General features: G+C 61.3%; 9 protein-coding genes. 4 read left to right on the top strand and 5 right to left on the bottom strand.

What is annotated here, in order from left to right; translation table 11 throughout:
- Positions 1–134: 134 nt before the first annotated feature.
- From pnp to ACK8OE_RS05690, 3 genes are all read left to right on the top strand, one after another.
- Positions 135–2,387: a polyribonucleotide nucleotidyltransferase gene (pnp, locus tag ACK8OE_RS05700; protein ID WP_410271759.1), complete on the top strand. Its 2,253-nt coding sequence runs from the start codon at positions 135–137 to the stop codon at positions 2,385–2,387.
- A 138-nt stretch (positions 2,388–2,525) separates the two neighbouring features.
- Entirely contained in the window at positions 2,526–3,200 is a 675-nt protein-coding gene (locus ACK8OE_RS05695) for a pentapeptide repeat-containing protein (protein ID WP_410271758.1), read from the top strand.
- Between the two features lie 161 nt (positions 3,201–3,361).
- On the top strand, positions 3,362–5,587 hold the full coding sequence (locus ACK8OE_RS05690) for a TonB-dependent receptor domain-containing protein (protein WP_410271757.1): 2,226 nt from the start codon (positions 3,362–3,364) through the stop codon (positions 5,585–5,587).
- 97 nt (positions 5,588–5,684) lie between these two features.
- Here ACK8OE_RS05690 and ACK8OE_RS05685 read toward each other — a convergent pair whose 3' ends face one another.
- The 5 genes from ACK8OE_RS05685 to ACK8OE_RS05665 form a co-directional block, all read right to left on the bottom strand.
- Positions 5,685–6,815 carry a PQQ-dependent sugar dehydrogenase gene (locus ACK8OE_RS05685; RefSeq protein ID WP_410271756.1) on the bottom strand — a complete coding sequence of 377 codons (1,131 nt, stop codon included), beginning with the start codon at positions 6,813–6,815 and terminating at the stop codon, positions 5,685–5,687.
- Between the two features lie 150 nt (positions 6,816–6,965).
- Positions 6,966–7,394 (bottom strand): 50S ribosomal protein L19, encoded by a 429-nt coding sequence (gene rplS / locus ACK8OE_RS05680; protein WP_013477725.1) that lies wholly within the window; start codon positions 7,392–7,394, stop codon positions 6,966–6,968.
- A gap of 21 nt (positions 7,395–7,415) precedes the next feature.
- Complete coding sequence (gene trmD, locus ACK8OE_RS05675; RefSeq protein WP_410271755.1) at positions 7,416–8,174, bottom strand: tRNA (guanosine(37)-N1)-methyltransferase TrmD; 759 nt, start codon at positions 8,172–8,174, stop codon at positions 7,416–7,418.
- Between the two features lie 69 nt (positions 8,175–8,243).
- Positions 8,244–10,601: a TonB-dependent receptor gene (locus tag ACK8OE_RS05670; RefSeq protein WP_410271754.1), complete on the bottom strand. Its 2,358-nt coding sequence runs from the start codon at positions 10,599–10,601 to the stop codon at positions 8,244–8,246.
- Between the two features lie 111 nt (positions 10,602–10,712).
- Positions 10,713–11,213: a response regulator gene (locus ACK8OE_RS05665; RefSeq protein WP_290793793.1), complete on the bottom strand. Its 501-nt coding sequence runs from the start codon at positions 11,211–11,213 to the stop codon at positions 10,713–10,715.
- Between the two features lie 202 nt (positions 11,214–11,415).
- Between ACK8OE_RS05665 and ACK8OE_RS05660 the strand changes: the two genes are divergently transcribed.
- Entirely contained in the window at positions 11,416–16,383 is a 4,968-nt protein-coding gene (locus tag ACK8OE_RS05660; RefSeq protein ID WP_410271753.1) for an alpha-2-macroglobulin family protein, read from the top strand.
- Positions 16,384–16,416 lie beyond the last annotated feature (33 nt).

Raw genomic sequence — 16,416 nt, 5'->3', positions numbered from 1 at the left:
CATCTGCCGGACGATACGGCAGATATTTTCGGGAAGGGATTCGCCCTTTCTTACACCGGGTCGCCGCCCAGTCAGGCCGCCACCCTTCAGCCACCCCGTCAGGAATGGGCCTGCCGGGTGACAGAAAGACACACATGTTTGACATCAAAAGAAAAACCATCGAGTGGGCCGGGCGCAAACTGACGCTCGAAACCGGCCGTATCGCCCGTCAGGCGGACGCCGCCGTGCTGGCCACCTACGGTGAAACCACCGTGCTGGCGACCGTGGTTTATGCCCGCGCGCCGAAGCCGGGTCAGGACTTCTTCCCCCTGACGGTCAACTATCAGGAAAAGACCTTCGCCGCCGGTAAGATTCCGGGTGGCTACTTCAAGCGTGAAGGTCGCCCCAGCGAAAAAGAAACGCTCGTTTCGCGCCTGATCGACCGTCCGATCCGCCCCCTGTTCGTCAAGGGTTTCAAGAACGAAGTTCAGGTCGTCGTGACCGTGCTGTCGCACGACATGGAAAACGATCCGGACATCCTCGGCATGGTCGCCGCCTCTGCGGCTCTGACCCTGTCGGGCGTGCCCTTCATGGGCCCCATCGGTGGTGCCCGCGTCGGCGTCATCAATGACGAATATGTCCTGAACCCGACTCTGGATCAGATGAAGGAAAGCGCGCTCGACCTCGTGGTCGCCGGTACGCAGGACGCCCTGATGATGGTGGAGTCCGAAGCGCAGGAACTGTCGGAAGACAAGATGTTGGGCGCGCTGATGTTCGCCCATGCCGGTATGCAGCCGGTTATCGATGCCATCATCGAGCTGGCTGAACACGCCGCCAAGGAGCCCTTCGAATTCGAAGCCGAAGACTTCTCGGACGTCGTGGCCAAGATCAAGGAACTGGTCGGCCCGGACATCATCGCCGCCTATGCCCATAAGGGCAAGCACGAGCGTCACGCCGCCGTTGGCGAAGCCAAGAAGAAGGCCGCGGCCGTTCTGGTGAAGTCCGAAGAGAACCCGGAAGGCGTCGAAGCTGCCGTCTTCGGTTCGGCCTTCAAGGAATGCGAAGCCGACGTCCTGCGTCGTGACATCATCGACCACGGCAAGCGCGTGGACGGTCGTGCCGTCGATAAGGTCCGTCAGATCGTGTCGGAAGTCGGCGTCCTGCCGCGCACCCACGGTTCGGCCCTGTTCACCCGTGGTGAAACTCAGGCCTTGGTCGTGGCCACGCTGGGTACCGGCGAAGACGAGCAGTTCATCGATGCGCTGGAAGGTACCTATAAGGAACGCTTCCTGCTGCACTACAACTTCCCTCCGTACTCGGTGGGTGAAGCGGGCCGCATGGGTTCGCCGGGCCGCCGCGAAATCGGCCACGGCAAGCTGGCATGGCGTGCCATCCGCCCGATGCTGCCGTCGGCGGAAGAATTCCCCTATACCCTGCGCGTTGTTTCCGAGATCACCGAGTCGAACGGCTCGTCCTCGATGGCCACTGTCTGCGGCACCTCGCTGTCGCTGATGGACGCCGGCGTGCCGCTGAAGCGTCCGGTATCGGGTATCGCCATGGGCCTGATCCTCGAAAAGGACGGCTATGCGGTTCTGTCGGATATTCTGGGTGACGAAGATCACCTAGGCGACATGGACTTCAAGGTGGCCGGTACGGAGCTGGGTATCACCTCGCTGCAAATGGACATTAAGGTTCCGGGCATCACCGAAGAGATCATGACCAAGGCGCTGCGTCAGGCCAATGAAGGCCGTCTGCACATCCTCGGTGAAATGAACAAGGCCATTTCGGGTGCCCGCGAAGAGCTGGGTGAATTTGCGCCGAAGATCGAGACGATCAAGATCGCGACCGAAAAGATCCGCGAGGTCATCGGGTCGGGCGGCAAGGTCATCCGCGAAATTGTGGAAAAGACCGGTGCCAAGATCGACATCGGCGAAGACGGCACCATCAAGATCGCCGCTTCCGAACAGTCGAAGATCGACGCCGCCCGCGACTGGATCAAGTCCATCGCTTCGGAGCCGGAAATCGGCGCCATCTATAAGGGCAAGGTCGTGAAGGTCGTCGATTTCGGCGCGTTCGTGAACTTCTTTGGTGCCAAGGACGGCCTCGTCCACATCTCGCAGATCAAGAACGAAAAGGTCGCCAAGACCTCGGACGTCCTGAGCGAAGGCGACGAAGTGAAGGTGAAGTTCCTGGGCTTTGATGATCGCGGCAAGACCAAGCTGTCGATGAAGGTCGTCGATCAGGAAACCGGCGAAGACCTCACCGAAAAGCTGGCCGCCGAAAAGGCCGCCCGTGACGAAGCCCGTGCGGCTTCGGGTGAAGCACCGGAAGCCGATGGCGATGAAGGTGGCGAAGAGCGTTCGGGCGGCGACCGTCCGCGCCGTTCGCGTCGTCCCCGCCGCGACTAATAGGGTCAAGGGGGCTGTGCCCCCTTGCCTTAGGCAAAAAGAAAAGGCGGTCCCTCTTGGGGCCGTCTTTTTTATGGGTCCAAGGTGAGGGGCCACAGGCCCCTCGACCCCATGACCGCAAAGCGTTAAAGCTCTCCCATGCACACACTCAGCGACCAAATCCTTGACCGCGGTGCGATCCTGCTTCTGGCCAACAAGGGTGAGCCGATGCGGCTGGTCGGTTGTGAGGCCGAGGGGTTGGACCTCAGCGATTTTATTCTGAACGGCTGGGTGTTCGAAGACAGCATCCTGCGCAAGACCAAGTTTCGCGGGGCGAAGCTGGAGCAGGCGCAATTTATTTCCTGCAAGGGCGGGCAGGCCGATTTTACCTCCGCCGATCTGACCGAGGCGCAGTTCACGGCTTGTGATTTCAACAACACCCCGTTCAAGGGGGCGGGCCTCGCACAGGCGCGTTTTCTGCGCTGCAAGCTGACCGGGGCCGATTTCAGCCAAAGCCGCAATATGGACGTCAGCTTTGAGGACTGCCGCCTCAATGATGCGCGGCTGAAGAATTTTGCCTTTGTCAAACAGACGCTGAAATCGCTCGATCTGACCAATGCCGATCTGCAAGGCTGCGATTTCCGGCAGGCGGTGTTCGAAGAATGCAGCCTGCGCGATGCCCTGCTCGATCATGCGCGCTTTGAAGGGGCGGATCTGCGCGGAACGGATATCGGCGGTGTGCGTCTTGAGGATGCGCGCCGTTTTAAAGGGGCGACCATTTCGCGCTCTCAGGCCGCAGAACTCCTTTCGGAACTGGGACTTAAGGTGCGATAACATTTCGCACGCGCAACAAACGCCACAAAATTACCCAAAATTACAAACGTTTAACGGGTCATATCTGCAAAATAATGTATGGAGAAAGCAACGGGGGTGCGCCATCGCGTCGTATAAGGACGGCGGACCTGCCCGCCCATACATTTTCTCAGAGCACCCACATGTCCTCTTCCAAACGCCTCGCCGGCACCAGCCTGTCCGTCCTCGCCTCACTTTTGCTGGTGTCCGCCGCGGCGGCACAGACCACCACCGCCCCCGCTGAAAAGCCCGCCGAGCAGAAGACCACGGAAAAGACGCCTGAAAAGGCTGACGAGCCGACCACCATCACCGTCACCGGGGCCAAGTCGCAGAACCGTATCGACCGTCAGGTCTATGACAATAGCAAGAATGCTGACGCGGCCATTGGTACGGCGGCAGATACGCTGAACAAGGTGCCGGGCGTCACGGTCGATGCCAACGGTAATGTCGCCCTGCGCGGCAACACCAATGTGCAGGTCTATATCGACGGCAAGCCCTCGGCCATGATGCAGGGCGACAACCGCGCCGGGGCCATTCAGGCCATGTCGGGCGGTGATATCGCTTCGGTCGAGGTGATGAACAATCCGGGTGCGCAGTTTTCGTCCGAAGGTACCGGCGGCATCATCAATCTGGTGATGCGCAAGAACCGCCGTCCGGGCGGCTTCGGCTCGGCGAATGTCGCTGTGGGCGATGGTCGCTACAATGGCGGCGTCAACGGCAGCTATACGGTGGGCAAGATTTCGCTGAATGGCGGCATCAACTACCGCGACGAAAGCGGCACAGGCCGCACGACGCGCCGCCTGATCAATCGTGATGCCAATGGCAATATCGTTTCGCGCACCGACTCCAATGGCGAAGGTACCGGCGGTTTCACCAACTTCGCCCTCAATGGCGGTATCGACTATAATCTGGACGACACCAACACCCTGAGCGCGCAGGTGACCTATAACAAGCGGGAATTCACCAGCGAAGGCACCGGCGTTTCGGCGACCTATAATGCGCTGGGGGCCGCGACGCAGCGCTATATCAACCAGTCGCGCTCCAAAAACCCGGGCTCAGACCAAAGCCTCGCCCTGACCTGGAGCCATACGGGCAACCTGCCGGGTGAAACCCTGAAGGCCGATCTGCGCATCAGCCGTTCGACGGGCGGCAGCGAATACGTGAATATCAATAATTTCACCCTGCCGACCGTATCGACGACCAGCGACACCAAGATTTCGTCGCGCGCGCTGAGCAGTGCCGTGTTCAGCATCGACTATAACCGCCCGGTCGGCACGGATCAGCTGACCACGGGTATTCAGATCACGCGCGACGACAATACGGTCAGCAATGAATCGACCGGTATCGGCGCCGACGGTCTGAGCAATGCCCTCCTGTCGAGCCGTTTCCAGTACAAGCAAACCATCAGCGCGGCCTATGCCACCTATCAGAAGCCGTTTGGCGAAAAGTGGGTGGTTCTGGGCGGCGTGCGCGTCGAAAACCTCGACCTCGACACCCTGCTGGCCAATACGGGGACGCGCACCAGCATCAACTACACCAAGGTCAGCCCCAGCCTCTTCGCCACCTACCTGCTGTCGGATACGGCCAAGCTGCGCTTCTCCTACGCGCGTCGTTTGCAACGTCCGAACCCGCAGGCGCTTAATGCGGCGATCACCTATGTCGATGCGCAGAACGTCAGTCAGGGCAACCCGAACCTCAAGCCGCAGGAAACGGACTCGTTCGAAATGGGTTATGAGGTGACCAAGCCCAAGATCAACTATCAGATCCGTGGCTATTACCGCGAAAACAACGACGTCATCACGCAGACGAGCCGCTTCCTGACGGGCAATGTGCTGCTGACGACGCAGGAAAACGGCGGGTCGAGCACGGCGGGCGGCGTCGAAGTCAATATCAATGGTCAGCTGACGCCAAAGCTGAACCTGTCTCTGGGTGGCGATGTTGCGCGCACCGAACTGACCACGCCGGCCAATGGCACGCAGGAAGCGGATTCGGTCAATGGTCGTATGAACTTCACCTACACCCTGACGCCGAAAGACACGTTTCAGGCCTTCTTCTTCGCGCGCGGCAAGACCCTGACCGGCCAAGGCTATACCGAGCCGTTCGGTATGGGCAACATCACCTACGCCCGCAAGCTGACGCCGAAGGCTACCCTGACGGTGACGGTGCGCGACCCTCTGAATACGGGCAAGTCGGTGAGCTATACCGACACCAAGACCGTCTATTCGGAATCGAGCCGCAGCCAGCAGGCCAGTGTGTTCTACGTCGGTCTGCGTTACACCTTTGGCGGCCCGGCTCCGGCCAATGCCCAGCAGAACCAGATGCGTATAATGGGCGGCCCCGGCATGGGCCCGCGTCCGGGTGGCATGTAAAAGGGGTCGAGGGGCTGCGGCCCCTCGTCTTGAAACAACAAGAAAGGGCGACCCCTTTTATGGGATCGCCCTTTCTTGTTGTTATAGAAGTTCCGGGTTACTTCGGCACCGCGCGCACAATGCGGCCTTCGGCATTGTCAAACGCCGCATAAAGCGCACCGTCCGGCCCCTGCACCACGTCGCGGATGCGTTCCTTGAAATTGGTGAGCAGCTTCTCCTCCTTCACCACCTTGCCGTTTTCCAGCGTAATCATGCCGAGATATTTGAACTTCAAAGAGGCGACAAACACCTTGCCGTGCCACTGTTTATAAGGCCCGTTGTAGAAGACCATATTGCCGGGAGCCATCGATGGGGTCCAGTAATAGAGCGGCTGTTCCAAGCCTTCCTTTGCCGTCTGACCGATCTTGCCGCCGCCATATTCTTCGCCATAGGTGATCAGTGGCCAGCCATAGTTCTTACCCGGTTTGACGATGTTGATTTCGTCGCCGCCCTGCGGACCGTGCTCATTGGTCCACAGATCGCCGGTTTCCGGGTGCACAAAGGCCCCCTGCTGATTACGATGCCCCAGGCTCCAGATTTCCGGTTTGGCTCCGGCCGTCTTCACAAACGGATTGTCGTCGGGGATCGAGCCGTCCGGGCGGATGCGCAGCGTCTTACCGATCGTGGTATCGAGCCGCTGCACCATAGGCCGCTGATTGGCGCGGTCACCGACGGTGATAAACAGGTACTGCCCATCCTTGGAAAAGACGATGCGCGAGCCCCAGTGGTTGGGACTTTCGACCTTGGGTGTTTGCCGCCAGATGACCTGAAGACCGGTAATGGCCGAACCGTCGAGCTTGCCACGCGCCACGGCCGTACCTGCCGTATCGTTTTCGCCCTCTTCGGAGAAACTGAAATAGACGAGGCCGTTTTCGCTGAATTTCGGATCGACCGCGACGCCCAAAAGTCCGCCCTGACCATAATCGACCACGGTGGGGCCACCGGAAATCGACTGAAGGCTCTTGCCGTCTTTACTGATCAGCTTGATGCCGCCCGCCTTTTCCGTAACCAGCAAACGCCCGTCGGGCAGGAAGGCCATGCCCCAGGGCTGTTCGATGCCTTCGGCGAATACGCTGGCTTCAAAGGCGTTCGACTCAGGCGCAGGGCGGCTGGCCGTCTGGGCGCAGGCAGGCGTGGTTAGGAGCAGGCTCAGGCTCAGACCGGTAAGCAACAGATCGCGGCGTTTCATCAGGGCCTCTTTTCGCAAGGGTTTGAGCGAGATTAACACTCCCTGATACGGCCGCCACTTAAAAACCGATTGCACAATGGCTTGATAGCACAAGAAAAAACCCCGCCGGATGAACCAGCGGGGTTTTCAATTTTGACAAGCGGTAGAGGCTTAGCCCTCAGTGGACTCGCTGGCCGCCATCTGGGCGCGCAGTTCGTCGCCCTTCGAGCCGCGCGTCGAGTTTTGCGAACGCTCGACGATACGGGCCGACTTGCCGCGACGGTCGCGCAGATAGTACAGCTTGGCGCGACGCACGACGCCACGGCGCTTGACTTCGATCGAGTCGATGTTCGGCGACAGCAGCGGGAACTTACGCTCCACGCCTTCGCCGAAGGAAATCTTGCGGACAGTGAAGGTTTCGTTGATGCCCGTGCCGGCGCGGGCGATCACGACGCCCTCATAGGCCTGAACGCGCTCACGGTCGCCTTCCTTGATCTTCACGTTGACGCGGACGGTATCGCCCGGTTGGAAAGCCGGAACGGTCTTGCCAGCTTTCAGCTTGGCGACTTCTTCGGCTTCGATCTTTTGAAGCAGGTTCATTATGTAACTCCAATTTTGGGCTTACTCCGCTTTGGGAGCGCCTTTTGCCTGTGATTTGGAAAGATACGCCGCCCAGAGGTCCGGTCTGCGCTCCTTCGTGGTTGCCTCTCTTTGTTTTTGCTTCCACGCGGCCATCTTTTTGTGATCGCCGGACAAAAGCACTTCGGGGATGTCGAGGCCCTCAAACGTCCGCGGTCGCGTGTACTGCGGGTGTTCGAGGAGACCATCCTCAAAACTCTCCGTATCGAGGCTTTCGGCGGCCCCCAGAACCCCTGGGATAAGCCGCACGACCGCCTCTATGGTGACCATCGCCGCCGACTCTCCGCCCGCAAGGACGGCGTCACCGACGCTGATTTCCTCAAAGCCGCGCGCATCCAGTACGCGCTGATCGACGCCTTCAAACCGACCGCACAAAACGATCAGGCCCGAGGCCTTCGACCATTCCCTGACCTTGTCCTGAGTGAGCCGCCGTCCACGGGCGCTCATATAGACTTTGGGCCGGTCATCGGCCCCCAGACTGTCCAGCGCCTTGGCAATTACATCGGCCTTCAGCACCTGTCCGGGACCGCCCCCGGCAGGGGTGTCGTCGAGAAAGCCGCGCTTATCGCTCGAAAAGGTCCGAATGTCCACAGGCTCAAGCGCCCAAAGGCCAGATTCTTTTTGCGCATTCCCCAGAACCGATACCCCCAGCGGGCCGGGAAAGGCTTCCGGGAACATGGTCAGCACCGACACGCGATAGGGCGCGGGGGTTTCAGGGGAATGTTCAGGCAGATCGGTCATTGGGCGGGGCCATAGCACAGACCCCGACCGTACCGCAAATCGCCTGTGCGTTAACGACGCCTGAGGCTATCAACGCCGCAAACGCAGCGTCAGGCCAATGGTGCGCGGCTGACCGACAAAGGCATTAAACGTACCCGACTGCAAAGGCGCGCCAAACACCACCTGATAATAGGTTTCATCAGTCAGATTGGTGCCCCACAGGTCGAGCGCCACCGTCTCATCATGGTTCGCCACACTCAGACGGCCATTCATTAATGTATAAGCGCCCTGAATCTTGATGGGGGCGAGATCAGAACCGGTATTGTAATCGGAATTATAGCGGGCATCGAGCGCCGCGCCCCAGTTCAGGCCCTGCCATTCGCGGTGATAATCGGCCTGAAGCGTCGCTGACCATTTGGGGGCAAACGAGGCGCGGGCATCGGTGAGGCGCGGCAGGCCGGGCACGGGCTGCGATCCGAACTGGCTCTCCGACCAGGTGACGCCGCTGACCAGACGCAGGCCGTTTTTCAGCGTCAGGCGCGTTTCCGTCTCTATGCCGTGCGATGTCAGCTCTGGCACCGAGGTGACAAGGAAGGTCGCGCCGAGGAAGGTGTTGAGCTGAAAATCGCGGAAGTCCTGATGGAAGGCGGCAGCATCAAAGGCCAGACGCCCGCGCCACCAGCGGCCTTTCAGCCCGACCTCATAGGCGGTGACGGTTTCCGCACGGAAGGACGTATCGCGATCGGCCGCATAGGTCGTCGTCTGTTCGCGGTCGAGATTGAAGCCGCCGCCCTTCCAGCCGCGCGCCACCGAGGCATAGCTCATCAGCGAAGGCGTGGTCTGCCAGCTCAGCTTTAACGTGCCGGTCACGGCGTCGTCCGACATCTTTTGCGTCAGGTCGAGACGGTTGAAGGCGGGGTTGGAAAAGGACTGACACAGCGTCCCCAGACCCGACGACCCCAGCTTTTGTGCCGCCGCGCACCCGACGCCGCCATCCGTATTGCTGTAGGCGGAGTTCAGCGTCTTGGTCTGACGGTTGAGGCGCAGCCCCAGTACCGCCGACACCTCTGTCGTGAGGGCCCAGTCGAGATTGGCGAACAGGGCGGCATTGCGTTCCGTCTGACGGTGAATGTCGCGCGCCCCGCCGCCGATGGGATAGGCGCTGCCGGCGGTCAGACCGGTCAGGCTGGATACACGAGTCGTCGAAGCGCCGCTGGACAGCAGCAGGCTGAGATAGGGCTCATAGTCTTCGCCATAGACGTAAGAATCGCGCCGCGTCACCTTTTCCGAGGACAGATAGACGCCGGTCAGCCAGTCGAGCGGGCCGTTTTTCCCGGACAGTCGCCATTCCTGACTGAGCGTATCGAAGCGCGTGCCGAAATCATCCGGAATGCGGTAATAGATGTCCGCGCCTGAAAAATCGGCATCGTAGCCCTGACGGTGATCGAAGCGCCGTGCGGCCGTCACGCTGGTCAGAGTCGGGCCGCTGTCGAACCGCCAGTTGACCTCCGCCGACAGGCCGCCATCCTTGATATGCTGAGCGGTTGAGCGGTTGCTGAAGGCGCGGCGCCCGTCGATATTGGCGGTGGTAGCCACCCCCTGACCCGATGCCAGACTGTTGATCCACGGCGCGGTTGCGCCCACCTGAACCACCGTGCCGGTGCAGCAGTTTTCGTCGCGCGCCGTATAGTCGGCAATCAGCCGCACCCTGAGACGGTCGGCGTCCATATACAGCAACTGACCGCGTAAAGAGTCATAGTTCTGATCGCCGTCGCGGGTGTCGCTGCGCGGCCCCTGACCCGTATTGATCCGGTATTGGCCATCGCGTTGCCGGTGAACCAGAGACAGCGATCCGGCCCATTTGTCGGCCAGTGGTCCCGACACATAGGCGGTGGCGGCGAAGGTGCCGCGCTCACCCGCTGTCAGCTCATAGACCTGCTCCGGCGTAAAGCGCGGGGCCTGAGTGACGGCCTGAATAATGCCCGCCGACGCACCCTTGCCGAACAGGCTGGTCTGCGGCCCTTTGAGAATTTCGATACGCTCAACGACGCCCAGATCGCTCATAGCCGTCGCCGTGCGCGCCCGCACCACACCGTCGATGACGACGCTGACCGAAGACTCCAACCCCGGATTATCGCCCACCGTGCCGACACCGCGCAACCGCGCCGTGGTCTGGGCTTCGTTGGCGGTGGAGGTGATCAGAAGGGACGGGGTCAGCACCTGCGCATCGCGCAGATCATAGGCCCCGCCACTGCGCAACTGGTCTCCGGTAATCACGGCCACAGAGATCGGGGCACGCGCCAGCGATTCCGGCTTCTTACGCGCCGTCACCACCACTTCGGTCACCTCCTGTGCCCATACGGGAGCCGCCATGAGGCTGACCAAGGCACTGGCGCTCAGCAGGCGGACGGCGAGGGCAGGTAGGCGACGGCGGGAGGACAAACGCATGCGGGAACCTTGGGCATTTTATTTTATTGAACGACACCCAATAAAACGTTCAAAAAATATGCGCAAGGTCAAATTGCCACCGCAGAGTTTCGGGCTTTGCAGAGAGGCGGGCTAGATATTTTCCGCCTTGTCCGAGGCCCGGCGGAAGGGGCCTCGGTAATCCGGGCTTTTGCGGCGGCGGCGGTCGGGGCCTGTGTAGCTGGCCGATTTGACCCAGGCGCGTTCGTTATCAATCACGCTTTTCATGCGGTCGATCAGGGCGCGCGCCGTCAGAGGTTTGGCCACAAACTCGTTGACCCCGGCATCGCGCGCCGCCAGCACGTGTGAGCGGTCGGTGTGGCCGGTCATCATGATAATCGGCACGTAGGGGTGGGGGCTGTCGGAACCGGTACGGATCAGGCGCGTCATTTCGATGCCGTCCAGCGTTTCCATGACCAGATCGGTGATGATGACATCGGGCCGCCAGTCGCGCACGATTTCCAGTGCTTCGGCACCATCGGACGCTTCGCGGATGTGGGTAATCCCCATGGCGCGCAACATGGTGCAGACAATAACCCGCATGTAGTGGTTATCATCGACGACCAGCGCCAGAACACGCGAAAAGCTACTCACTCAGTCCTCACAGCCCAAAAGGAGACCGGTTGTGGCTCCGGGGGTACTCACCCTTTACGAAAAGAGTAAGCTTAGCGATAGGTTAATAGACGCTTTCAATTGACGCTACCGCCAAAAAAAATTCACGCCCTCCCCAAGACAGGGGTTTTGACGTTCGGGCGGAACCGGCCCATACTCAAGCCCAAATATATGGGGGTCCCCGATGATCGACTGGCGTAACCGTACCGTCCTCAGTGCCGCCGCTGCGGTCCTGATTTCTGGGTTTTGCGTAGGGTTTCTGACGGCCAAGGCGACCGAGGGCGGCTTCCGCAAGGCGGCTCCGCAAGGTCAGATTCCCATTACCGAAACCATGGGCAAGCTGTTCGGCAAGGTGCGGGACAAGAACGCGCCGCGTTCAGGGGGTATGAAGCCTGCCGGTTTTGCCGTCTGGAAACAAAGGCTGGATACGTCGGGGTCGTCGCCGCAGGCCTGTATCGAATTCTCCAAACCGCTCGATGCCTCCAAATCCTATGGCGACTATGTGCTGGTGTCACCGGAATTGCCGTCGGCTCCGGCGGTGACGGTAAAGGGCTCGGAGCTGTGCGTTGGTGGCTTCGGCTTTACCGACCGCCGCGTGACCCTGCTGAAAGGCCTGCCGTCGGCGAGTAAGGATACGCTGAAACAAAATGCCGATGTCGATTTCGCCTTCGGGGAAAAGCCGCCCTATGTCGGTTTCGCCGGCAATGGGGTCATTTTGCCGCGTGAGGAATCCGATGGGGTGGCGGTCGAAAGCCTGAACGTCTCGACCCTGGCCTTTGAGGTCTGGCGCGTTGGCGACCGCAATCTGGTGCGCAAGACGATCAGTGCGCCGGACGCGACTGCCGAAGGCGATTACGACTACGAATGGGGTGAGGACAGCCCCAAGGGTGAAGGCTACAAGATCTGGTCCGGCAAGGTGGCGGTGAAGGGCGGCGCGGGTGAGCGCGTCACTACCGTCTTCCCGCTGGGGGCCGTGTTGAAAGACCTCAAGGCCGGGGCCTATGTGGTGAAGGTGCGCGACGCTTCGGGTGGTCGTGACAAGAAGGAGGGCGATCAGCCGGCGCAGGCCCGCCGCTGGATACTGTTCACCGATATGGCGCTGACCACCTATACCGGCACGACCGGGGTGGATGTGGTGGTGCGTTCGCTGAAAACCGCCCGCCCGATGGGGTCGGTGCGCGTGGCGCTGGTGGCGCAGAACGGCGAAGAACTGGCCTCTGCCAATTCCACCACCGATGGCCGCGTGCATTTCGACAAGGCCCTTTTGAAGGGCGAAGACGCCCTGTCGCCCAAGATGATCATGGCCTATGGCCCGGCGGAAGACTTCACCGCCATGGACATCCACGCTTCGCCGATGGACTTCTCGTCGCAGGGCGTGGGTGGGCGTTCGGATGAGAAGCTGACCGATGGTCGCACGATGAATGCGCTGGTGGATGGTTATCTCTATACGGATCGCGGCATCTATCGCCCCGGTGAGACGGTGCGTCTGGTGGCGCTGGTGCGCGATCCGGACGGCAAGGCCATCAAAGACCGCAAGGGCGCGCTGGTCGTCTATCGCCCGTCGGGCGTCGAAGCCTTCCGCTATCCGTTCGCCCAGACGCCGCAGGGCTTTGCCTATGCCAATATCGCCCTGCCGAAGTCGGCCCCGCGCGGCCAATGGCGCGCCAAGCTGCTGATCGAAGGCATTGACGAAGAACAGGGCAGCGCCGGGTTCGCCGTCGAAGACTTTGCACCGCAGCGCCTTGGCGTCGATATGAAGGCCGATGTTGAGCGGCCGCTGACGGCTGTGAATGAGACGCGCGCCGTGCAGGTCACCGCCCGCTTCCTCTATGGCGCGTCGGGGTCCGGCCTGACGGTTTCGGGGTCGGCGCGCGTTCGCGTCGATCGCAACCCCTTCCCGAAGTATAAAGACTATCGTTTCGGTAACGAACAGACGCCGTTCGATGAGCAATATGCCGACCTGCCGCAAACGGCGACCGATGCCGAGGGCAAGGCGGTGCTGCCGTTTGCCTCTGCTTACGACACCGATCAGCCGCTGACCGCTCTGGTCACCGCCTCGGTGTTTGAGCCCGGTGGCCGTCCGGTCAGCGAGGTGGAGACGCTGCGCATCCGTACCAAGCCCGTCTATGTCGGGGTCAAGCTCGACACCAGGGATGCCAAGGGTGGCGAAAACCCGGTGACGGCTTTCAGCCTGATTGCCCTCAATGCGCAGGGTGCCCCGGTGACGGCGCGGGGTGTCAAGGTCAAGCTGATTTCGGAAAACTGGAACTACGACTGGTATCAGCAGGACGGGCGCTGGCAATGGCGGCGGACCTCCAAGGATGTGGTCATCTCGGACAAGGATTATGAGATCGGGGCCGCATCGCCGCTGAATTTCGAGAATCGTCTGGGTTGGGGCGATTACCGTCTGGAGATCACGCAGCCTTCAACGGGGGCAAAGACGGTGATCCGCTTCGCCGCTGGTTGGGGCGCGCCGTCCGACGGCACCGAAGCGCCGGATTTTGTGCGCCTGACGGCCGGATCGCAGACCTATGCGCAGGGCGATACGATCTCGCTGACGCTGAAATCGCCATACAAGGGCGAGGCGCAGATCGCGGTGGCCAATGACCGCCTGATTGACCTGAAAACCGTCAGTGTCGGCGATAACGGCACCACCGTGCGGCTCAAGACCGATGCGCGCTGGGGCGGTGGGGCCTATGTGATGGTTAGCGTGGTGCAGCCGCGAGACCCGGTCGATGCCTCCAAGCCGCGCCGGGCCATGGGCCTCATCTACGTGCCGCTTGACCCCAAGAACCGCAAGCTGAACGTCACGCTCGACCTTAAAGACAAGGTGTTTCGTCCCGACTTCTCGAAATCGGGTCAGGCGATTATCGACGTACCGGTGAAGGTCGAAGGCGCCGGCCTCGGCAAGACGGCGCGTGTGTCGCTGGCCGTCGTCGATCAGGGCATTATCAACCTGACCAAGTTCAAGACGCCCGATCCCGCCGGCTTCTATTTCGGCAAGCGGGCGCTGGGGCTGGAATATCGTGATGACTATGGCCGTCTGCTCGATCCCAATATGGGCGCGGCGGCGGACGTCTTCGGCGGGGATCAGATCGGTGGCGATGGCCTGACCACCACGCCCATCAAGACGGTCGCCCTGTGGTCGGGGGTCGTCAATACGGGCCTCGATGGCAAGGCGCATATCAAACTGCCGGTCGGCAAATTCAATGGCGAGCTGAAGATCATGGCTGTGGCCTGGACCGACGATGCCGTAGGTTCGGCCGAGGACAAGCTCACCGTGCGTCAGCCGGTGGTGGCCGAACTGGCCCTGCCGCGCTTCCTCGCGCCGGGGGATAAGGCCTATGCCACGCTGGAACTGAACAATGTTGAGGGCAAGCCGGGCCTGTATGAGAGCCTCGTGAAGGGCTTCAACGGTATCGTCACCACTTTCAAAAAAGCCTTCAATATCGGTCAGGGTCAGCGCGTGCAGGAGGGTATCCTCATTCAGGCCCCGTCCACGGTCGGCGTGTCGAAGATCAATCTGGCCCTGTCGGGTCAGGGCTATGGCTTCGATGAGGACTATCAGATTCAGACTCGCATGGGCTGGGGCGCGCAGACGCGCACGGTCATCGACCAGCAGGCACCGGGGGCGGTTTTCACCCTGCCGCCGGACCTCCTCAATGGCTTGCAACCGGGGTCGGCGACGGTTCAGGTCTCCTATTCGCCCTTCCGGGGTATTGATCCGGGCCCGCTGGCGGCGGCGCTCAACCGCTACCCTTATGGCTGCACCGAACAGATCGTCTCGGCAGCCTATCCGTGGCTCTATGTCAGCGGCGCGGATGCGGCGCGGGCTCAGACCATCCTCAAGGGTGCGGTCAACCGCCTGCTGGATCGTCAGTCGGCGGACGGGGCCTTTGGCCTGTGGCGCGCCGGTGACGGGGAAGCCGAAGGCTGGATCGGGGCCTATGCCACAGACTTCCTGATCGAGGCACGCAAACGCGGCGTTTATGTGCCGCAGGAGGTCATCGACAAGGCGATGAACGCCATGCGCGACATGTCGAAACCGGAAGGTTTCACCTCGGTGTCCTACCGTCTCAAGATCGAAGAGGGTCCGTGGTGGAACGCCATGGCCGCCAAGTCTGTTTCGGAAGAGATGCGTTCGCGCGCCTCGGCCTACGCCCTCTATGTGATGGCCAAGGCGGGGTCGGGCGATCTGGCGCGTCTGCGCTGGTATCACGATGTGCAGTTCAAGGCCGAGCGGTCACCCGTGTCGAAAGCGCAGGTCGGTGCGGCTCTGGCCCTGATGGGCGACAAGGCGCGGGCCAGATCGGCCTTCCGTCAGGCGGCGCAGGGCATGGGTTACAAGGCCACCTATGACTGGTATCAGTCGCCGCTGCGCGATGTGGCCGCCGTCATCGCTCTGGCCTATGAAGCCGGGGAGCTGGATACGGCGAAGACGCTCATCCCGCTGCTGGAACGCCATGTCAAAGGCCCGGACGAAATGAATACCCAGGAACAGGCGCAGGTGCTGAAAGCGGCCTCCCTGATGCTGGCTCTGGCTGGGCCACTCAGCATCAAGGGCGAAAATGTCAAGGCGCTGGATGGTAAGTCGAGCCTGCAACGCTTCCAGATCGCTGCGGTCAGGGACGCGAAGTTCACCAATCAGGGCAAGGGCGCGGTGTGGCGCACCATCACCGTTACCGGTGTGCCCGTGGCCCCGCCCCCGGCTGAGGCCAGGGGTTATACGATCGACAAGGCCTATTATACGCTTCAGGGCCAGCGTATCGACCCGTCGCAGATCGTGCAGGGTCAGAAGGTGCTGGTGGTCATCAGTGGACGGACGAACTATGCCGAAACCCGTCCGATCGTGGTCGATGACGCGCTGCCCGCCGGCTTCGAGATTGAAATGACCCTTTCGCGCGATGACGCCCAGAACGGACCCTTCCGCTTTGTGGGCGACCTCAGCCAGCCGGATGTGCAGGAAGCCCGCGATGACCGTTATGTGGCGGCGCTGGATGTCTCGGCCAACAGCGGCTTTGCCATGGCCTATGTGGCACGCGCCGTGACGCCGGGTGATTACTACCTGCCGGGCGTTGAGGTGAAGGACCTCTATCGCCACGATCTCTATGCACGCACGGCGGGCGGACGTCTAACGGTGGCGCCACGATAAGCCCATTGCAAGGCTGTTTGATTGTAATGCAAT

This window comes from Asticcacaulis sp. W401b, assembly GCF_046503825.1.
Taxonomy (GTDB): Bacteria; Pseudomonadota; Alphaproteobacteria; order Caulobacterales; family Caulobacteraceae; genus Asticcacaulis.
Note: the sequence above shows the minus strand (reverse complement) of the source record. Positions and strands in the feature narration are given on the sequence as shown.